This window comes from Xylanibacter sp., from assembly GCF_057607445.1.
In genome coordinates, this window is the sequence record NZ_DBLZAX010000024.1 from 1 (window position 1) to 20,831 (window position 20,831).

General features: G+C 40.1%; 16 protein-coding genes. 9 read left to right on the top strand and 7 right to left on the bottom strand.

Features of this window, described 5'->3' with window-relative positions; all coding sequences use genetic code 11:
* The 9 genes from ACZMIG_RS13820 to galK form a co-directional block, all read left to right on the top strand.
* Window positions 1–261 (top strand): hypothetical protein (locus ACZMIG_RS13820; RefSeq protein ID WP_487889708.1); only part of this gene is annotated, 261 nt, incomplete at its 5' end.
* Between the two features lie 24 nt (window positions 262–285).
* On the top strand, window positions 286–2,481 hold the full coding sequence (locus ACZMIG_RS13825; protein WP_487889709.1) for a peptidase domain-containing ABC transporter: 2,196 nt from the start codon (window positions 286–288) through the stop codon (window positions 2,479–2,481).
* Window positions 2,482–2,602: 121 nt separating this feature from the next.
* Complete coding sequence (locus tag ACZMIG_RS13830; RefSeq protein ID WP_021855628.1) at window positions 2,603–2,794, top strand: hypothetical protein; 192 nt, start codon at window positions 2,603–2,605, stop codon at window positions 2,792–2,794.
* 632 nt (window positions 2,795–3,426) lie between these two features.
* The gene (locus ACZMIG_RS13835) at window positions 3,427–5,040 is read left to right on the top strand and encodes an ABC-F family ATP-binding cassette domain-containing protein (RefSeq protein ID WP_021855627.1); all 1,614 of its coding nucleotides are present in this window, start codon (window positions 3,427–3,429) and stop codon (window positions 5,038–5,040) included.
* A gap of 60 nt (window positions 5,041–5,100) precedes the next feature.
* A complete protein-coding gene (locus ACZMIG_RS13840; RefSeq protein WP_418874946.1) occupies window positions 5,101–5,742 on the top strand; it encodes a nucleotide exchange factor GrpE in 642 nt (213 codons plus the stop codon).
* 57 nt (window positions 5,743–5,799) lie between these two features.
* Window positions 5,800–6,972, top strand: coding sequence for a molecular chaperone DnaJ (gene dnaJ / locus ACZMIG_RS13845; RefSeq protein ID WP_418874945.1), 1,173 nt, complete (start codon window positions 5,800–5,802; stop codon window positions 6,970–6,972).
* Window positions 6,973–6,992: 20 nt separating this feature from the next.
* Window positions 6,993–8,279, top strand: a complete 1,287-nt coding sequence (locus tag ACZMIG_RS13850; protein ID WP_418874944.1) for a bifunctional folylpolyglutamate synthase/dihydrofolate synthase — start codon at window positions 6,993–6,995, stop codon at window positions 8,277–8,279.
* Between the two features lie 99 nt (window positions 8,280–8,378).
* On the top strand, window positions 8,379–9,470 hold the full coding sequence (locus ACZMIG_RS13855; RefSeq protein WP_053399057.1) for an aldose epimerase family protein: 1,092 nt from the start codon (window positions 8,379–8,381) through the stop codon (window positions 9,468–9,470).
* Window positions 9,471–9,498: 28 nt separating this feature from the next.
* Complete coding sequence (gene galK, locus ACZMIG_RS13860) at window positions 9,499–10,659, top strand: galactokinase (protein WP_125104078.1); 1,161 nt, start codon at window positions 9,499–9,501, stop codon at window positions 10,657–10,659.
* A gap of 282 nt (window positions 10,660–10,941) precedes the next feature.
* Here the strand turns inward: galK and galE are convergent, their stop codons facing one another.
* From galE to ACZMIG_RS13895, 7 genes are all read right to left on the bottom strand, one after another.
* Window positions 10,942–11,982, bottom strand: a complete 1,041-nt coding sequence (gene galE / locus ACZMIG_RS13865; RefSeq protein WP_418874903.1) for a UDP-glucose 4-epimerase GalE — start codon at window positions 11,980–11,982, stop codon at window positions 10,942–10,944.
* 1,057 nt (window positions 11,983–13,039) lie between these two features.
* Complete coding sequence (locus ACZMIG_RS13870; protein WP_418874904.1) at window positions 13,040–15,448, bottom strand: T9SS type A sorting domain-containing protein; 2,409 nt, start codon at window positions 15,446–15,448, stop codon at window positions 13,040–13,042.
* A gap of 458 nt (window positions 15,449–15,906) precedes the next feature.
* A complete protein-coding gene (locus tag ACZMIG_RS13875; RefSeq protein ID WP_487889710.1) occupies window positions 15,907–17,700 on the bottom strand; it encodes a helix-turn-helix domain-containing protein in 1,794 nt (597 codons plus the stop codon).
* Window positions 17,701–17,945: 245 nt separating this feature from the next.
* Window positions 17,946–18,548, bottom strand: a complete 603-nt coding sequence (rsxA, locus tag ACZMIG_RS13880; protein WP_021855620.1) for an electron transport complex subunit RsxA — start codon at window positions 18,546–18,548, stop codon at window positions 17,946–17,948.
* A 3-nt stretch (window positions 18,549–18,551) separates the two neighbouring features.
* Window positions 18,552–19,136, bottom strand: a complete 585-nt coding sequence (gene rsxE, locus ACZMIG_RS13885; RefSeq protein ID WP_021855619.1) for an electron transport complex subunit RsxE — start codon at window positions 19,134–19,136, stop codon at window positions 18,552–18,554.
* 22 nt (window positions 19,137–19,158) lie between these two features.
* Window positions 19,159–19,782 (bottom strand): RnfABCDGE type electron transport complex subunit G, encoded by a 624-nt coding sequence (locus tag ACZMIG_RS13890; protein ID WP_418874906.1) that lies wholly within the window; start codon window positions 19,780–19,782, stop codon window positions 19,159–19,161.
* Complete coding sequence (locus ACZMIG_RS13895) at window positions 19,779–20,786, bottom strand: RnfABCDGE type electron transport complex subunit D (protein WP_287604779.1); 1,008 nt, start codon at window positions 20,784–20,786, stop codon at window positions 19,779–19,781. Before ACZMIG_RS13895 ends, ACZMIG_RS13890 begins: the two co-directional genes overlap by 4 nt.
* Between the last annotated feature and the right edge of the window lie 45 nt (window positions 20,787–20,831).

The following is a 20,831-nucleotide window of genomic DNA, read 5'->3' on the forward strand; positions in this document are numbered from 1 at the left end:
GCGAGGTTCAAAATGGACGTCAGCGGATATGTGTCGCTGATGAAAGGAAAGATGAACGTGAGCCTTCTGTACGAAAACATACTCTACAACACAAAGAAACTCACTATGTTCGGTGACGGCTGGGAGAAGAGACGCACTTTGCTTACACCGGATTCGCATGTAGTGCTGTTTGTTACATGGAACTTCACGGCAGGAAAGAAGATAAAGAATCAGAAACTGCCTACAATCAGCAATACGCATATGGATACTCCTACGTTCTAAAATGTATGATTTCAACATCATTAAATGAAAAACTTTAAGATATACCTTCAGCACGACGCGATGCAGTGCGGCACAGCATGCCTGCGCATGATATGCAGCCACTACGGGGCAGACTACAGCTTCGACAGTCTGTCGAAGCTGTGCTTCGCCACGTCAGAAGGCGTATCGCTGCTGGGCATAAGCGAGGCGGCCGAAAAGCTGGGACTGCATACGGTATGCGGACGTGTCAGCCTCGACAACCTGGCAGAAGCTCCGCTGCCGTGCATACTGCACTGGAACCAGAACCACTTTGTGGTGCTGTATAAGGTCGACGTAAAGAAACAGAAGTTTTATATTGCCGACCCCAGCAAAGGCTTTGCCATATGCAGGAAGAAAGACATGGAGAAGCACTGGGTGAGCACACGTTCGGGCGGAGAAGACAAGGGCGTGGCAATGTTTATAGAAACCACTCCTGCCTTTTATGACAACAAGCTGGGCAATAGCCACGGCGAAAGCCGCTCGTTCCGCTTTCTGTTCGGATACATAAAGAAGTACAAAAAATATTTCGGACAGATTATAGCCGGACTGCTCTTAGGCTGCGTGCTGCAGCTCGTGCTTCCGTTCCTCACACAGGCCATTGTCGACGTGGGAATAAAGAGCCGCGACATCGGATTCGTGTGGCTCGTGCTCCTGGGACAGCTCATGCTGACGCTGAGCCGCACGGCACTCGACTTTATACGCCGCTGGCTGCTGCTGCACATAAGCATGCGCGTGAACATATCGCTCGTGAGCGACTTCTTCATCAAGCTGCTGCGGCTGCCCATGTCGTTTTTTGACACAAAGCTTACAGGCGACCTGCTGCAGCGCATGAACGACCACGCACGCGTAAACAGCTTTCTGACGGGACAGACGCTTAGCGTAATGTTCTCAATGCTGAGCCTCGTGGTGTTCGGCATAGTGCTGCTAACATACAACGTGGTGATATTTATAATATTCGCCGCCGGCAGCGCACTGTATGCCCTATGGATAGCCATGTTTCTGAAAAGGCGCAAGGTGCTCGACTATGAGCTGTTTGAGCAGCAGGCAATAAACAGCAACAAGACTTACGAGTTTATAACGTCAATGCAGGAAATAAAGCTGCAGGACTGCCGGCAGCGGCGCCGCTGGGAATGGGAGGACACACAGGCCGACCTCTTCGGCGTGCAGATGAAGAGCCTGAAGCTGCAGCAGACACAGGAGGCGGGAAGCATATTCATAAACGAGCTGAAGAACATAATAATAACGGTGGTGTCGGCAACGGCGGTGATCAACGGGGAGCTTACGCTCGGTATGATGCTCGCGGTGCAGTATATAATAGGTCAGCTCAACAGTCCCGTAGACCAGCTGATGGGATTTCTATACTCGCTGCAGGACGTGAAGATAAGCCTTGAACGCATAAACGAGATTCACCGCGCTGACGACGAAAACGCCAAAGGCCACGTAATGCGGCCCGCAGACATGACACACGACATAAGGCTCGACGGCATAAGCTTCAGATACGACCCTCACTCGCCATCAAAGACCATAGACGGGGTGAGCCTGTACATACCCGAAGGCAAGGTTACGGCAATAGTAGGCGCGTCGGGCAGCGGAAAGACAACGCTCGTGAAACTGATGCTGGGCTACTATCCCGTGGAGGCAGGACAGATAACCGCAGGAGGCACAGACCTGGCAAAGACAGACCTCGACTGGTGGAGACGGCAGTGCGGAGTGGTGATGCAGGACGGAGTGATATTCTCAGAATCAATAGCGCGCAACATTGCCGTTGACGACGGCGACATTGACAAGGAACGGATGGTAAAGGCGGCTGAGATAGCCTGCATAAAGGACTACGTGATGAGCCTTCCGCTGAAGTTTGACACAAAGATAGGACGCGACGGCATGGGACTGAGCCAGGGACAGAAGCAGCGCATACTGATAGCAAGGGCGGTGTATAAGAATCCTCACTACATATTCCTGGACGAGGCGACCAACTCGCTCGACGCCAACAACGAGCGTGCCATAGTTGAAAACCTAAGCCGCTTCTACAAAGGGCGCACGGTGGTGATAGTGGCACACAGGCTGAGCACGGTAAGACATGCCGACAACATAGTGGTGATAGACGGCGGACACGTGGCAGAGACTGGCACTCACGAGCAACTCACCGAGAAGCGCGGAATGTACTACCGACTGGTAAAGAACCAGCTTGAACTCGGCAACTGAGCCTCAGCCGCCGCAGCACGACAGCCGCCGGCAACCGGCAAGGCGCAGACATAACCACGGACACACGATGCCGGCACAACAGACGGCAACATATTAAAAAAAGAAAGAAAGGAAACGGAGCATGGACGAAAAAGACAACATAGAACTGAGAAGCGAGAAGGTGCGCAACATAATAGGCGGCGTGCCGCCGCGACTGGTGAGAGCCGGAACGGTTGTTATCATAACAATATGCGTGGCTCTCGCCCTTGCCGCATGGCTGATAAAGATTGACGGAACACCCGTGTGGCGCATGATTTTCTTCAGCAGGATGTGAACGACAGACACAAGAACAGCCGTACAGACAGCACAAACGGGCATCAGAAAAATGCAAGAAGAATATGCAAGAAGACGATTCGTGCTGTATATAAAATAAACAAAACTTTTGTTACAAGCCTTTGATAATGTTTCCCGCAGGCGCTACATGAGTTTAACTCCAATCTGGTGTTATTATCCGGTCGGGATTTTTGCTTTATATTGAGCATATTTTCGTTAGATTTTTACAGACATAACAGGCTGTATCAAGAAAAAGCCGGGAAAAGACGACAACAGAAACAAAAAGACGGGCTGAAAGCAGGAATGCACAAAATAGACTATGTGCAGTCTAATGACAGATTGGGGTTTAAGATGTAACATGGACATCGACAAACTTAATGTGGCGTCTGCCACAACATTGTAATTCAGCATGCAGACATTATCAGACAAAAGTGAAAGAACATAACATACAACAGCACGACAAGCAGATACCGACAAATGACTAAAGCTATTAATAGTCAGCCATTTAAAGCCCAAACAGCAAGTTTTCTTCCGTTTACACGAAATGTTTACAAAGCCTTTTATCTTAAATTTGGAATATCAGATAAAAAGTTGTAATTTTGCAGCCAAAATATAATACAAGGTAAAATAGGAATGATAACAGTCACAAATCTTGCAATTCAGTTTGGAAAGAGAGTACTTTACAAGGATGTAAACATCAAGTTCACAAACGGCAACATCTATGGCGTGATCGGCGCCAACGGTGCAGGCAAATCAACTCTGCTTAAAGCCATAAGCGGAGAACTTGAGCCAAACAAAGGAAGCGTTGAGCTTGGCCCTGGAGAGCGTCTCTCCGTATTGGATCAGGATCACTTTAAATATGATGAGTACAGCGTGATGGACACTGTGCTTATGGGACATCAGCCGTTATGGCAGAACATGAAAGAGCGTGAAGCCCTCTACATGAAAGAAGACTTCAACGACGAAGACGGCAACAAGGTAGCAGAGCTTGAAGAAAAGTTTGCCGAGATGGGCGGATGGAATGCCGAAAGCGATGCAGCGCAAATGCTGTCAAACCTCGGAATCAAGGAGAATCTGCACAGCAAGCAGATGAGCGAGTTGTCTAACAACGAGAAGGTACGCGTAATGTTGGCCAAGGCCCTGTTCGGTAATCCAGACAACCTGCTGCTCGACGAGCCTACCAACGACCTTGACCTCGACACAGTTCAGTGGCTGGAGGAATATCTCAGCAACGTTGAACAGACAGTATTGGTGGTAAGCCACGACCGTCACTTCCTTGATGCAGTAAGTACACAGACCGTAGACATCGACTTCGGCAAAGTAACAGTGTTCGCAGGTAACTACTCGTTCTGGTACGAAAGTTCACAGCTGGCACTGCGTCAGGCTCAGAACCAGCGCCAGAAAGCAGAAGAGAAGAAGAAAGAACTTGAAGAGTTCATCCGCCGTTTCTCTGCCAACGTGGCAAAGAGTAAGCAGACAACAAGTCGCAAGAAGATGCTTGCAAAACTTAACATCGCAGAAATCCGTCCTTCATCACGTAAGTATCCGGGAATTATATTCCAGATGGAGCGTGAGCCGGGCAACCAGATTCTTGAAGTAGAAGGTCTGAAGGCTGTTGACGCAGACGGAACTGTGCTTTTCGACAATGTAAACTTCAACATAGAAAAGGGTCAGAAGGTTGTGTTCCTGAGTCACAACCCGAAAGCCATGACGGCCTTGTTTGAAATAATAAACGGCAACAGACAGGCTGACGCCGGAACATATAAATGGGGTGTCACAATAACAACAGCCTATCTCCCACTCGACAACACCGAGTTTTTCAACAGCGACATGAACCTCGTTGAATGGCTTGGACAGTTTGGCACCGGCAACGAAGTGATGATGAAAGGATATCTTGGCCGAATGCTGTTCAGCGGAGAGGAAGTGATGAAGAAAGTAAACGTGTTGAGCGGTGGTGAGAAGATGCGCTGTATGATAGCACGCATGCAGCTCAAGAACGCCAACTGCCTTATCCTTGACACGCCAACCAACCACCTTGACCTTGAAAGCATCCAGGCTTTCAACAACAACCTGGTAGGATTCAAAGGCAACATCCTGTTCAGCAGCCACGACCATGAGTTCATCCAGACAGTGGCAGACCGCATAATAGAGCTTACTCCTAAAGGAACAATCGACAAGCTCATGCAGTATGACGACTATATTTACGATGAACAGCTGAAAGAACAGCGTGCCAAAATGTACGAATAAATGTCAGCAACTTGGTTTGGCAAGATTTTTGCTGCACGTACTACAAAAAGTTTTAACATCATGGACAAGAAAGAAAAAATTAATATAGATGATGAACAAGTAAAGGCATCATCAGAAAGCGCTGCAGAAAAAGAAAAAGAATCTGAAAAGGCAGAAAACCAGGATAATACTGCTACTGAAGAGGCTGAAGAAAAACAAGACACTGAGGCTGAAGAAAACGCTGCCGACACAGATAAAGAAAATGAAGAAAAAGATCCTCTGGCAGAAGCTCTCAAAGAGATAGAGATTCTCAAGGATAAATATCTTCGCTCTGTAGCTGAATTCGACAACTATAGGAAAAGGACTCTGAAAGAAAAGACCGAACTGATACTGAACGGATCAGAAAAGGCTGTTCAAGCTTTTCTGCCTATAATTGACGATATGGAACGCGCCATCGAAAATGCCGAGAAGACTGATGACATTGAAGTCATAAGAGAAGGCATGAAACTGATTCACCAAAAGACCAACAAAACGATGGAAAGTCTTGGCGTAAAAGAAATCAAGACAGAAGATGCGGACTTTGACACAGACTATCATGAGGCTGTGGCAATGGTCCCCGGAATGGGCGATGATAAAAAAGGAAAAGTCTTAGACTGTGTCCAAAAGGGATATACTCTCAACGACAAAGTTATAAGACATGCAAAAGTTGCTGTAGGGCAATAACTTTACGGGCATGTTTGTAACAAAAGTTTTTGGACAATAAACATCTAACATTTAACAATGGCAAAAAGAGATTATTATGAGGTGCTTGGCGTGAGCAAAGACGCCTCTGAAGACGAAATAAAAAAGGCATATAGAAAAATTGCCATAAAATATCATCCCGACCGTAATCCTGGAAACAAGGAAGCTGAGGAAAAATTCAAAGAAGCAGCCGAGGCATATGACGTATTGCATGACCCGCAGAAGAGACAGCAATATGATCAGTTTGGATTTAACGGTCCTACCGGCGGCGGAGGCTTTGGCGGTTTCAGCAGTGCAGGCGGTTTCAGTATGGATGATATCTTCAGCATGTTTGGCGATGTGTTCGGCGGACGTGGAGGATTCGGCGGCTTTGGCGGAGGCGGATTCGGCGGAGGCCAGCATCGTCCTGCTCAGCAACGCGGTTCGGATTTACGTCTGAAAGTAAAACTCACATTGCAGGAAATATCAACAGGCGTTACCAAGAAATTCAAAGTAAAGCGTGACGTTACATGTAACCACTGCCACGGAACAGGTGCTGAAGACGGAAGCGCAAGAGAGACCTGTCCGACATGTCATGGCAGCGGCGTGGTGACACGCACCACTCAAAGCCTGTTCGGCATGATGCAGACTCAAAGCGTATGTCCTACATGCGGCGGTGAAGGTACAGTTATAAAGAACAAGTGCCACGCTTGCGGCGGAACTGGTGTTGTAAAGGGTGAAGAAGTTGTTGAAATCAACATTCCTGCCGGTGTCTCTGAAGGCATGATAGTAAATGTACCAGGAAAAGGCAATGCAGGAAGACACAACGGAACACCAGGAAACATACAGGTATATATAGAAGAAGAGCCGAACGACACGTTTATCCGTGACGATAACGACATTATATATAACCTTCTTCTTGACTTCCCTACCGCAGCTCTTGGTGGAAGCGTTGAAATTCCGACAATTGACGGAAGCCGCGTAAGAGTAAAGATTGAGCCGGGAACTCAACCCGGAAAGGCTCTGCGACTCAGAAACAAAGGTCTGCCGGCAGTTCAAGGATATGGTAGAGGCAATGGCGACATGGTTGTAAACATCAGCGTTTACGTACCGAAGACACTTAGCCAGAAAGAAAAGAAGGCTCTGGAAGAGATGCGCGAGAGCGATAACTTTAAAGGTGACTCAGCTACAAAACGTACCATATTCCAGAAATTCAGAAATTACTTCAGTTAACAACTGACAGTTTCAGAAAAATGACATACGAAGAAACAATTGAATATCTATACAACAGCGTCCCTATGTTTCAAAAAGTGGGCGCTGTTGCTTATAAAGAGGGGTTGCATAATACGCTCGAACTTGACAGACATTTTGGTCATCCCCACCAAAACTTCAAGACAATCCATATAGCCGGAACGAACGGAAAAGGCTCATGCTCTCACACGATAGCCTCAATATTGCAGTCTGCCGGATATAAGGTCGGCTTGTATACATCGCCGCATCTCAAGGATTTTCGCGAGCGTATAAGGGTAAACGGAGAATGTGTAAGCAAAGAATATGTCATAGATTTTGTAGAGAACGAAAGACATTTCTTTGAGCCTCTACACCCGAGTTTCTTTGAACTGACAACAGCTATGGCATTTAAATACTTTGCAGAGCAAGGCGTTGATATAGCTGTTATCGAAGTGGGACTGGGCGGAAGGCTTGACTGCACAAACATTATAACGCCTATACTCTCTATAATAACCAATATCAGCTTTGACCATACACAATTCTTGGGCAATACGCTCGAAGCCATTGCCAGAGAAAAAGCCGGAATAATAAAAGAAGGTATACCGGTTGTGGTTGGTGAAACGACAGAAGAAACCCTACCCGTATTCTGTGACACTGCCAAACAAAAACACAGCAAAATATACCTCGCAGAAAAGGACAAAGAAATTATCAGTTCTAAAGCATTGGCAGACGGAGGGATCGAATACGAAACAATCAGCCTGGGCAATATAAAAGGTGAACTTGGAGGAATATATCAAGAGAAAAACACCAATACCATACTCTGTGCTGTTAAAGTATTGGCCGAAAGTTGCATTAATATAAGCGGGGCAAATATAAAGGAGGGTATCGGACACGTTTCTGAACTGACAGGCCTGCAAGGACGCTGGCAAAAGATTATGGACGCCCCAAAAGTTGTATGCGACACAGGGCACAATGTCGGAGGATGGCAATATATCAGCAAGCAGCTCAATATGCAGCAATGCCGTAAAATGAGAATTGTTTTCGGAATGGTTGATGACAAGGACATTCAAACTGTGATGAGTCTTCTTCCACAAAAGGCAATATATTATTTTACTCATGCAAATACCAAAAGGGCAATTGACGAAAACAAAATTAAAGAAATAAGCGAAAGCCTTAATCTTGAGGCAACATGCTATCCCGACGTGGCCACTGCATACAATAAAGCATTGGCAGAAGCAGATAAAGATGACTTTATCTTCGTTGGCGGAAGCAGCTATATTGTAGCCGACTTTCTTAATGATTGCCTTTAACGGTTTTTAATAACAATATGAGATATTTTTAGGTGTTTCATTTGTGTTTCTCAACTTTTTTAGTTTACTTTGCATAGAATTTATTAACTAAAAAGTAATATTATGGACACAAATGAAACACCAAACCTCTGTGGTTTGAAAAGAGAAGATTTTCAAACCACAATTGACGGAAAAAATACAGATCTATTTATTCTAAAGAACAAATCAGGAAACGAAGTTGCAATAACTAACTACGGAGGTGCTATAGTTGCAATTATGATGCCCGACAAAAATGGTAATTACGCAAACGTAATACAAGGGCATGATAATATACAAGATGTAATCAACAGTCCGGAACCTTATCTTTCTACATTAATCGGAAGATATGGCAACAGAATATGCAAAGGTAAGTTTCAGTTAAACGGCAAAGAATATCAATTAGCTATAAACAATGGTCCAAACTCTTTGCATGGAGGACTGAAAGGATTCAATGCCAAAGTGTGGGATGCACTTAGAATGAACGATGAAACTCTTATTCTTAACTACGTTTCATCATATGGCGAAGAGGGCTACACCGGAGAAATGAAAATAACTGTAGCATACATATTCAATGACGACAATGAACTTATCATTGAATACATGGCAACAACAAACAAAAAGACAATAATAAACCTGACAAGTCACGGATTCTTCAGTCTTGCAGGAATAGCAAACCCTACCCCGACTATCGACAATCTTATTTGCGAAATTAATGCAGACTACTACCTGCCAATAGACGAGACGTGTATTCCTACAGGTGAAATAAGATTTGTAAAAGACACTCCTTTCGATTTCCGTAAACCTAAAGCTGTAGGACAGGACATTGATGCCGACAACGAGCAGATAAAGAATGGCGCAGGATATGACCATTGCTTTGTACTGAACAAAAAAGAAGAAGGCGAACTCAGTTTTGCTGCACGCATCAAAGAACCTATAAGCGGCAGAACAATGGAAGTGTATACCACAGAACCGGGAATGCAAGTATATACCGACAATTGGGCTGACGGATACAAAGGACAGCACGGGGCCACATTCCCAAGAAGAAGCGCAATATGTTTTGAAGCTCAACATTTCCCAGACACACCAAACCATCCTTATTTCCCTTCTGTAATATTAAAACCAGAAAATCAATATAAACAAAAAACAATATATAAATTTGGTGTAGAAAAATAATATTAACCTATAATAAAAAGAACACGACATGGACATAGAATTTGTAAGAAGCCGGTTCATCAAGCATTTTGATGGAAAAACTGGCAATGTATATGCATCACCCGGAAGAATCAACCTTATAGGAGAACATACAGACTATAACGGCGGATTTGTTTTCCCAGGAGCTATAGACAAGGGCATAATGTGCGAAATCCGCCCCAACGGAACAGATACAGTAATGGCTTACGCCATTGACTTGAAAGACCGCGTTGAATTTAATGTAAACGATCCTGAAGGCCCCAAAACAAGTTGGGCACGCTATATTTACGGCATTGTACAAGAAATGAAAAAAAGAGGGGTTGACGTAAAAGGCTTCAACACAGCATTTGCCGGTGACGTTCCTCTCGGTGCAGGCATGTCATCGTCTGCAGCAATGGAAAGCTGCTTTGCATTTGCCCTCAATGATTTGTTTGGTGACAATAAAGTAGAAAAATGGGATCTGGTTCTTGCCGGTCAGGCAACAGAACATAATTACTGTGGTGTAAACTGCGGAATAATGGATCAGTTTGCAAGCGTATTCGGCAAAGAGGGCAAACTCATGCGTCTTGACTGCAGAAGCCGCGAATTCGAATACTTCCCATTTGATCCGAAAGGATACAAGCTTGTTCTGCTCGACTCTGTTGTAAAGCATGAGCTGGCATCTTCAGCTTACAACGACAGACGCAAGAGTTGCGAAAACGTTGTTGCGGCTTTGAAGAACAAATATCCTGATAGAAAGATTGAAACACTACGCGACGCAGACTGGGACATGCTCGACTCTGTTAAATCTGAAGTCAGCGACGAAGATATAAAAAGAGCAACATTTGTTCTTGGCGAGAAAGACAGAGTGCTCGCTGTTTGTGATGCCTTGACAAAAGGCGACTATGAAACAGTTGGCAAAAAAATGTATGAGACCCACGAGGGCTTAAGCAAAGACTATGAAGTTTCTTGTGAAGAAATAGACTTCTTGGTTGAAATTGCAAAAGCACATGGTGTTACCGGTTGCCGAATAATGGGCGGCGGTTTTGGCGGATGCACAATAAATCTGGTAAACGAAGAACTTTATGATTCTTTCGTAAATGATGCCAAAGAAAAATACAACGAGAAATATGGCAGAGAGCCAAAAGTTTATGACGTTGTAATTAAAGACGGATCACACAAAGTATGCTAAAATAATCTTTTCAGATAATTTTATACTCAAAATGAACTTTCAGTCCTTGCCATAAATTGCAAAGAGACGGCTGAAAGTTCATTTTTATTATTAAATAAAATGTTATAACTAAACTTGAATACAGCGAACAACAACAATAAAAGCTCCTAATTTTATTGTATTTTAATTTTCAAAAATACCACAGAATAAAAACAACTAATTTAGAATAAAAAATTATCTGCCCATAAAATAGATTTTTACAGGCAGATATAAATATAATAAAACGTTTATTGCTAATGTCAATTATTGAACTCCGTCTTCCCTAAGCTTCAACTGCCATTTCCAGGCAGAACGCAAAGTCTCCTCTAAGCCGGTCTCAGCTTTCCATCCCAAAACATTGTTAGCTTTAGCCGGATCAGCCCAAACTTTCTCTATATCACCCTCACGACGAGGCGCATATTCCCAATTAACCTTAACACCAGTAGCCTTTTCAAATCCTTCAACAACTTCAAGAGTACTTACGCCTTTACCTGTACCTATATTGAATATCTCAACGGCATCAGTAGAAGGATTATCAAGCACTCTCTCCATTGCCTTAACATGTGCCTTTGCCAGATCTACAACATAGATGTAATCACGAATACATGTTCCGTCAGGAGTATTATAGTCGTTGCCAAAAATCTTTAACTGTCCTCTGATGCCAATAGCCGTCTGTGTCACAAAAGGAATAAGATTCATTGGAACGCCATTTGGCAATTCGCCAATAAGAGCTGACGGATGTGCTCCTATAGGATTAAAGTATCTCAAAATAACAGACTTAACAGGTGCTCCGCTATGAATGAAATCCTGAATTATTTCCTCATTAATCTGCTTTGTGTTGCCATAAGGACTCAAGGCCTTCTGTATAGGAGCTTCTTCTGTTACAGGCAGATTCTCCGGCGAAGGCTGACCATATACCGTGCAACTTGAAGAAAAGATAAGTCCCTTTACATTGTGTGCAGGCATTAATTCAAGCAAATTAAGCAAACTTGTTATATTATTTCTATAATACAGCAACGGCTTCTGCACACTTTCACCAACGGCTTTACTTGCAGCAAAATGTATTATTCCGCTAATATCTCCATATTTAGAAAAGACCTTATCCATTGCAGCTAAGTCACAACAGTCAACTTGCTCAAAAGCCGGACGAATACCTGTGATTTTTTCTATTCCGTCAACCACCTCCGGCTTAGAATTAGACAAATTATCAACTATTACCACATTATATCCGGCCTGCTGCAACTCTATTGTGGTATGAGAACCGATAAATCCAGTACCTCCTGTTACTAAAATTGTATGTTTCATCTTTTTAAAATAAGAATTAACAAATTACCTATACTAAACCCTATGTATGGGCTTATGTTTTTTAGATTTATATAAACAAATAACTGAAGACAAAGTTATATTATTTTTCGCTGTATAAATAACATTTGATTATTTTTAACTCAAATAAATTTATCCGTCACTATATCATACATCCATTATTTGACAACTCAAAATTTATATTGGAAATTTGACTATTCACACACATCTTCAGACAACACCGCTTACGCCTATATAAAGACATATGAAAACGGCATATATCTCCATGAGACAAAAATGCTCAACTTTAAATATTCATTTTCAGCAACAAAATAAAAACATAAAAGATTGTCTGAAAATAGTAAAAGATAAACAATGCTTTAAGAACGCATACTAATTGCAGCCTATCTTATTTGCAAGATTAGCCATAAAAAACCATTGATTTTCATATCATAATCGGGTCACTTTTGTATTAAAAACGACCCATTTACGATACGAAAACAATAGGTTAATGATTCGAAACATACATACGCCATTTCAATTACATTTTCATCAAAACTAATTACACAAAAGAGAAAATACAAACATAATCTACTCCTTTTACTTTCACTTTTTGTCTTTCAATATTTACATAGCCTTTTACTAGTTGAAAGGTTGATGTTCACCTTATAAGAATTGTCACATAATAAACTCGCTTATATTATAATATAGACAATCTGCGTATGTAATACTTCAACATTATCATCCTTATATTAAGAAATTACTATTTCCACAATTATTATCGACGTAAACATCTGTTTAATTTAGGAACACTTGGATGCAACAGAATTTCTGTCTTATATTAAGCGGACTGCCGTTCGAATTTTTGCAAATATAGTTGGCTATCTAAAAAATAAGCAGACACGAGACGACCATAGAAACATCTATCTACTTATAATTAAACATTATACTTTAATGTCTGATTGGGGTACATAAAATATTCAAAAAAACGATTGACGAAACACAAATCCACAGAATATATTTCGTCAATCGCTTTAACAATTCAATTATTCGAGCAAATTTAAATCTTTATTTTATATACTTCTTTACCATTTTCACCAGTAAGTACAACTACATAAACGCCTTCTGGAACATTTGAAAGATTTACCTCCGTTCTGCCAGAACAACTACTTACCAATGTTCCTGATACACTATAGATCGCAACAGTTTTAAAAGGTTTGTTAAGATACAAAATACCATTATCTACTCGTCCCCAACTTCCAGTTTCTGATTCAATAGTACCTATCCCTGATAATTCCCAATATGCATCATTAGAATTTTCAGACTCAATGCCATTCTTATACATTGCTGTAACAACAAATGAGCCGTATTCATCTTCAGGAATGTCTATTGACACATTCTGTGTCTTTATCATATCATCAACATAAAGTTCACCATTGAAATACAATTTATATCCTTCTACATCGAGATCTTTTTCTGCTGTTTTATCAGCAGCTATGTTTGCAAAGATATGCCATCTTCTATTAAATCCGTGTGATACAAGCATATCCCATGTTTTGCCATCGTCTTCCGTGAACAAATCACTCTTACCGCTGTCTTCACTTCTCAGGCTAACTCCAAGAGGATGCTCATTGATATCATGCTGAACAACCTTAATGCCAACCTGCAACGATGTATTTTCTTTAATAATCAAAGGTTCGTCAAGAGCGACTGTATTCCATGCATTTTCAGTAAAATGTTCTATGGGTTGGTTTACAACCATTTTATTATTTTCAAAAACGACAAGACTCAATTTTGTTTCAACACGGTCTTCACCATTATACTTTCTGTTCGAATAGAAAGTCAAGGAATTGAGATATTCACCAACACATTCCGAAAGGTCTTTAGGTGTAAATTGTATTGCTCCTATAAAAGGTTTGCCTTCATCACCAATACCTTCGCCATCTTTAATTTCTTTTGTACTATATCCCAATTCACGGACACCAGCTGGATCTTTCCAAGATAATTTCAGAGTAGAATAGCTCTGCACCAAAGACAAGTCTTTCGGAGCATCAGTCTTTATATTATCCTTTCCAAGATTAATAATATAACTATATCTTTTACGGTCTGCATTTATATAAAAACCAAGAAGAATATTTTCATTATCTGAAGGTATTACTGTTCCTGTTAAAGTAGTATCATTTTCACATGAGTCATTTTCAGGATCAATATCTATGATGCCATTGGTTTTCTCTTTTATCCACTCATAGAATGTCTCGTTTTTATTGGTTCTCTCATCATAAACGTTAGTTGTTCTCATTGGAGATTCTACAGGTGCAGCATAGAACATAACATCATTCATAGTAACCCCTGTTGCCAATCCATAAAAATCTTTGTATGCAGTAAGTTTACCACTTTCAAGATTAAAATATGAAGGGGATGAGTCGCGATTGCCATCAGCCTTCTTACACCAATATGTAATTACCATACGGTTGCCATTGTGTGCCTTATTTATTGAGAATACATCAAATCCATCTCCAGTTACAGCAGAATCAAGAGAATCATTATACAAACTCAACTTTTTTTTATAATCAGCCAATATTTCTTGATATTCCTCAACAGCCTCGGAATAGGCAGCCATCGAGTCAATATTTGTGATATAATTACGTTTAAAATATAATGGATTCTTGTCAATTTCTCCATTTTCAAATTTATCTATATCCTCCAAATATTTAACAGAATCTTCAGATGTAAAATATTTAGCAGGATCAACAGTTGCAGGCTGAGCCGGCTTTGTAGGAATCTTAACCCCATCTTTATAAATTATGTCCAGTCCTAGCTCTTTATACTGCCATATTCCGTCTTTATCTTTTTTCCATGATATGGCATAGTTTCTATATCCTGACCAATCTACTACACGTCCCCCGATATAGCTATTATTACATATCATTGCATCTACAGCCTGAACTTGCAGATGAGTAGGATCAAGCAATGGAAATTTTAGCAGAGAAACTTTATAAGTTCCGTTTTCCTGCCTTTCCCAAATACACGGCTTACGTATAGTTCCTACCGCACCAGGGCTCTCATCAAGATTCTTGAATGTGATGGCACCGCAAATCATAGATCCATCATCAGTGATATCCCACGCTACTCCAGAAATGATGTTTGGTTCATCTGGATAAGGAAGTTTTTCCCATTGTCCGTCAATAGCAATCCCAGGAAAATTAGAATCTATCTTACCAACAAATATACCATCAGAGCTGGCACTATTACATACTGTCATGCCGAATTCCTGTACGGTTCCATCTGTAATATTATATATAGAAGTCTTACTTCCACCATCCATATTCTGTATTGCATATTTTCCTTTTCCAGATAATATGGAAAATGCATAGCCGTTAATTTTTTTGTATGTAGGTTTGTTCTGTGCTGGCGATACTATTGAAAGCATCATTGCCGCAATAAAAGCGTAAAAAAAATTGTGTTTCATAAATTCCATTTAAAGTTAAAACAGATTTATATCCGTTTATAATAATATTTTTATTTATAAAAATACTTCTTCAATCATCAATATCATATGCTCAAAAACAATACGATATAATCTGGACTATATTCCAATCATGATTAAGATGTAAATAACATTATCTAAACGTTATTCGTACGCATTTAATTTGTATATTCCTTTTCCAGCCGCTATTAACTTTATATTAAAAACATAATTATTTAAACAGTAAGGGTGGCTGCTTCCCGTTTCTGCATTCAATAATATTTTCTGTTCAGAACAGATCTTATTAAAAATCCTGAGCAAAAATATGTCGTAATTTTTAATAAAACAAATCTAGTTTATTCGGATTCGCGAAATAGAATAAGAAAAAGAATTAAGTCATCCGTTTCAATAAAGACAAGAATTCTTTTTCATGAAACAGATGACTTAACCCCAACAACATACTATTCTTTTTTAAGTTTTTCCTTATACAAAGAGGGAGTTATACCAACAGTCTTCTTAAAGACATCAACAAATGCGCTGTATGACTTAAATCCAACACTTTCAGCAATGGCATTGAGCGTAAAAGAACCATAATTCTCGGTATCAGACATTCTTAGGCAAGCCAAATGTATGCGATATTCATTGACGTATGTTTTAAAACTTTTTTGGAAATTATCATTAATTACCATTGAGACATACTTACTGTTAGATCCAACGAGTGTAGACAAACGTAAAAGCGAAAAATCATAATTACAAAATTCTGTAGTATTTTCCATTATATCTATAATTGCATCAAGAAGTTTATTACGCATATCTCCACTCATCCTCATGCTAGCATTTCTTACTTTTTCTACATTGTCATCGCATGTATCTGAATCACATATAATTATTTCTTCATTTCTGCTGCATACTCCATTGTCAATTGTTTTTCTCATACGCTCAACTTCCGCCTCTAACTCTTTTTGCCTTGCCATAGACTCATGCATTCGAACTCTGAGCACATTCTGATTTTTAATAAAATCACGATTTACAACAAACAAATTATTATAGCTTTTATCTATACTCTTTTTTTGTCTGTAGACTATAATGAGCAATACACTAACTACCAAAACCACAACTGTTATGACAAAGATAAAATTCCTTTGTGTTGAAATTGTCGCCATGCGCTCTTTCTCACGTTCATGTAAATTTGAAATATATTCATCATATTTTGCCATCTCATAAACAAACTGTTGGTTTTTTATGGTTTCAAACTCCTGAAAATTAAGTATAGAATCTTTTGTATCAAGGTATAATTTCATATAATGATTAGCCAATTTATAATCTTTGACAGAGTCATAATAATCGGCATAATCCATATACACGCCAAGACAAGAATGCATTATCCCATATTTTTCAGCTGCCTCTTTATACAAACGTATGTATTTTAACATCATTCTGTCATCTTTAAGAGCAGAATAACTTTTATACAACATTTGATAGCTTGAACAAATATATTGTGGAGTAAGATTGTTTTTTTGTGCATAGTCAACGGCTTCTTTTAATACCTGTATTGCCTGAATACTATTTTTTTCCGAATAAAGTATCATTCCCATACAAAACTTCCACATAAATACACACTCTTTATCTTTAGATTTCTTAAATTTAATCAATAGCTTGTGGTATTTACGGGCTTCTTTGGTTTTTCCTAACCTTGCTGTCATCATCGTAATGTTGGCAAGTACTTTATATTCATTTATGGCATCTTTATACTTACGGCTTAAGTTGTATGCCTTTTTGTAATATCCAAGTCCATTGCCAAAATCTCCATACAAGCAAAAAATGGTTCCAATATTATTATAGAATCTTGATAATTCGCGTTTTCCATTACCTTCCTTATATATCCTCAATCCTGTAAAATACGAATTAAGTGCATCTGCATATGATCCCTTCATATATAAAATATTACCTTTTTTCAGAAAAGCTATAGCACACTGCTGTCTTTCTTCATTTGGTAAATCAATATCTGCACGCTTACATAACACCAAATAATAAATAAAAGCTGTGTCTAGACTATTTTTCTCAAAATATTCATCAGCCTTTTTCATTATATCATCTGTAGGGACTTTCAATGTATTCTTCACCAAATTAAAATAATCTTTTCCCAAAGTCATTGCATTGATTTGTATTGGCACAAAAAAAAGAAAAAGCGATATAATGATGCCTAGCTGCAAACATAATACATGACGTGAGTTGATGCACATAAAATTCTTCATTGTTTACGTGAGTTAGGAATGAAATTAATTAAACTTTTAAAGTATTCCGACAATTACGACCATAGTTCAAATTGTTTACATACTACAACAATAAATAATATACACGTCAAACTACTTTATTATCTAGATGCATTATTTCTAAGTTTTTAATTCAATCACTTTATAAAAAACAAGGAGGAATAGAGATAAATTATTTATAAAAACAATTTTATCTTTACTCCTCCTAAACATACATAATTTTATCTTCAATCAAGTCCAAATAACGTCCTTAAGCCTGTATCTACTCCTGAAAATCCCAAGAAAGCCAAGCTTAAAAGGCCTGCCGTAACAAGTACAATGGCCATGCCTCGCATACCTTTAGGGATATTCACCATTGACAGCTGCTCTCGTATTCCAGCAAATACGACCAATGCCAAAGCAAATCCCAACGCCGTAGAAAATGCATAAACAACGCTCTGTATCAACGAAAAGTCTTTCTGGATAACAAGAATAGCCACACCCAACACAGCACAGTTAGTGGTGATAAGAGGCAAGAAGATACCCAACGCCTGATAAAGAGCAGGAGAAACTTTCTTAAGGATAATCTCAACCATTTGTACTAAGGCTGCGATAACCAATATAAAGGTTATTGTCTGTAGATATTGCAAGCCAAATGGGTCAAGCAAATATATCTGCACCAGATAAGTTACAATCGTTGCAAGCGTAAGCACAAAAGCAACAGCCGCTCCCATTCCAAGTGAAGTGGATACCTTTTGAGACACGCCTAGGAACGGACATATTCCCAAGAACTGTGACAACACGATGTTGTTCACAAATATTGCTGATATAAAAATCAATAAATATTCCATAATTTACGCTTTCTTAAATCTGTTTACAATTGCAATAAGATATCCCAAAGTTATAAATGCTCCAGGAGGCAGAATGAAAAGAAGCATGTTGCTTGTCTCCGGCAGCAGCACGATTCCAAAGATAGAACCGGCTCCAAGAATTTCGCGTACAGCGCCAAGCAATGTAAGCGCAATACTGAATCCTAGACCCATACCTAAACCATCGAACAAACTTTCTACAGGTCCATGGCTGCAAGCAAAAGCTTCAGCACGTCCAAGTATGATACAGTTAACAACAATCAAAGGTATATAAAGACCCAGAGTAGCATAAATCGTCGGAACAAAAGCTTGCATTATCATCTGAAGTATAGTTACAAACGATGCAATCACAACAATAAACACCGGAATGCGAACCATATCGGGAGTCAGATTCTTTATCAAAGATATTACCAGGTTTGAGCATATAAGCACAAACATTGTGGCTAATCCCATTGACAGACCATTTATAGCAGATGTCGTGGTTGCCAATGTAGGACACATACCAAGAAGAAGTACGAAGGTAGGATTCTCCTTGACTATACCATTTGTTAATATTTTTAAGTAATTCATAATTATCTACATTTAAATACAATTATTTTTCATAATGCCCTGTAGCCGATGTATTAGCATCTACATGGCCTGACTTATAGGCGTTGTAAGCCTGGGTAACAGCAAGCAGGAAAGCACGGCTGGTAATGGTCGAAGCTGTGATAGCATCTATATCACCTCCGTCTTTTTTCACAGTAAGGTTGTCTTTATTTGGATTCTTGCCTATGATGCTTCCCTTACCATCCTTTTGGAACCATTTGTCTGCTTTAGCTCCTAGTCCTGGGGTTTCTGCATGTTGAAGTATAGTATATCCTAAGATATTACCGTCTTTATCAAAACCAACCAATACTTTCAGGTCGCCGCCAAAACCACCGGTGGTACTTTCAACTGCTACTCCTAAATCTTGTTTATTTGAATCAACTGTCTTATGAATTACAAATACAGCTTCCTTGCCTTTTATAGTCTGCTTTATAGTGTCGTTTTCTGATACTGAAAGCTGAACGCCACCCATAACGGCTTTAATACCATCAGCAAGAGTTTTCTCTGCCTGAAGTTTTATCGGTGCCTCTGTTATATGGTTTACATACGCAAGAATTCCGCCTGTAATAAGTGCCACACCAACAAGGACAAGCACCATATTTGTTATTGACGATTCTAACTTTTTCATTTTTTATCCTCCTTTACAATTTCTCCAAAACGCTTTGGTTTAACATATGCATTTATTAGCGGAGTGAACGCATTCATAATCAGAATTGCGAAAGACATTCCTTCCGGATATGAGCCCCAATTTCTGATTATAACAGTCAAAGCGCCGATGGCTATACCATAGATAATCTGTCCTTTATGAGTCATTGGAGATGTCACATAATCAGTAGCCATAAATATTGCTCCAAGCATAAGTCCTCCAGTTAGCAATTCTGCAATGGGGTTTGCATAAATAGGATTGGCAACATGCAACAAGCCACAGAAAACAAAAACCGTAGCCAAGATGCTTACAGGTATATGCCATGTTATAATCTTCTTCCAAAGCATATAAATCAAACCTATGATAAGGGCCAAAGCACAGATCTCGCCAATGGTTCCGGCTCCATGATTTATACCGGGATTACCCAAAAGCAGTGATACTGAATCAGGAAGTCTGTCAAGTACAGTCGGATCGCCTGATTTTATTGCTTCTTTCATTATACTCAAAGGAGTTGCTCCTGTTTGGGCGTCAACATAACTTGTAAGCTGACCGGCAACAGGCCACGATGTCATCTGTGCCGGGAAAGACACCAACAAGAAACAACGGCCGACCAAAGCCGGATTGAAAGGATTACATCCTAATCCGCCAAATGTCATCTTGCCGATACCAATAGCCACTAAGGCACCAATAATAATTATCCAAACTGGAAGGTTAGACGGAAGGTTGAATCCCAACAACAGACCTGTTAGAATTGCCGATCCGTCAGTTAGCGTAGGCTCTTTTTTCATTATATATTTAGTGATGGCCCACTCAAAGAACATACAGGCTGCCACACTAGATGCACATACAACAACCGAACCTATTCCGAAATACAAAAATGATACCAGCAATGCGGGTAACAATGCTATTATCACGCCATACATATTGCGCTCAACGCTATCTGTTCCATGCGCATGTGGCGATAATGATACTATTAATTTGCTCATCGTTTTAAATTAATTTTTGCCATTATTCATCTAAATGAAAATACA

Bases quoted from the DNA above. Each gene is read 5' to 3' on its own strand.
- ACZMIG_RS13830 (WP_021855628.1), top strand. From the start codon at position 2,603: ATGGACGAAAAAGACAACATAGAACTGAGAAGCGAGAAGGTGCGCAAC.
- ACZMIG_RS13825 (WP_487889709.1), top strand. From the start codon at position 286: ATGAAAAACTTTAAGATATACCTTCAGCACGACGCGATGCAGTGCGGC.
- ACZMIG_RS13840 (WP_418874946.1), top strand. From the start codon at position 5,101: ATGGACAAGAAAGAAAAAATTAATATAGATGATGAACAAGTAAAGGCA.
- ACZMIG_RS13850 (WP_418874944.1), top strand. From the start codon at position 6,993: ATGACATACGAAGAAACAATTGAATATCTATACAACAGCGTCCCTATG.
- ACZMIG_RS13870 (WP_418874904.1), bottom strand. From the start codon at position 15,448: ATGAAACACAATTTTTTTTACGCTTTTATTGCGGCAATGATGCTTTCA.
- ACZMIG_RS13875 (WP_487889710.1), bottom strand. From the start codon at position 17,700: ATGAAGAATTTTATGTGCATCAACTCACGTCATGTATTATGTTTGCAG.
- ACZMIG_RS13835 (WP_021855627.1), top strand. From the start codon at position 3,427: ATGATAACAGTCACAAATCTTGCAATTCAGTTTGGAAAGAGAGTACTT.
- dnaJ (WP_418874945.1), top strand. From the start codon at position 5,800: ATGGCAAAAAGAGATTATTATGAGGTGCTTGGCGTGAGCAAAGACGCC.
- rsxA (WP_021855620.1), bottom strand. From the start codon at position 18,548: ATGGAATATTTATTGATTTTTATATCAGCAATATTTGTGAACAACATC.
- ACZMIG_RS13895 (WP_287604779.1), bottom strand. From the start codon at position 20,786: ATGAGCAAATTAATAGTATCATTATCGCCACATGCGCATGGAACAGAT.
- rsxE (WP_021855619.1), bottom strand. From the start codon at position 19,136: ATGAATTACTTAAAAATATTAACAAATGGTATAGTCAAGGAGAATCCT.
- ACZMIG_RS13890 (WP_418874906.1), bottom strand. From the start codon at position 19,782: ATGAAAAAGTTAGAATCGTCAATAACAAATATGGTGCTTGTCCTTGTT.
- galK (WP_125104078.1), top strand. From the start codon at position 9,499: ATGGACATAGAATTTGTAAGAAGCCGGTTCATCAAGCATTTTGATGGA.
- galE (WP_418874903.1), bottom strand. From the start codon at position 11,982: ATGAAACATACAATTTTAGTAACAGGAGGTACTGGATTTATCGGTTCT.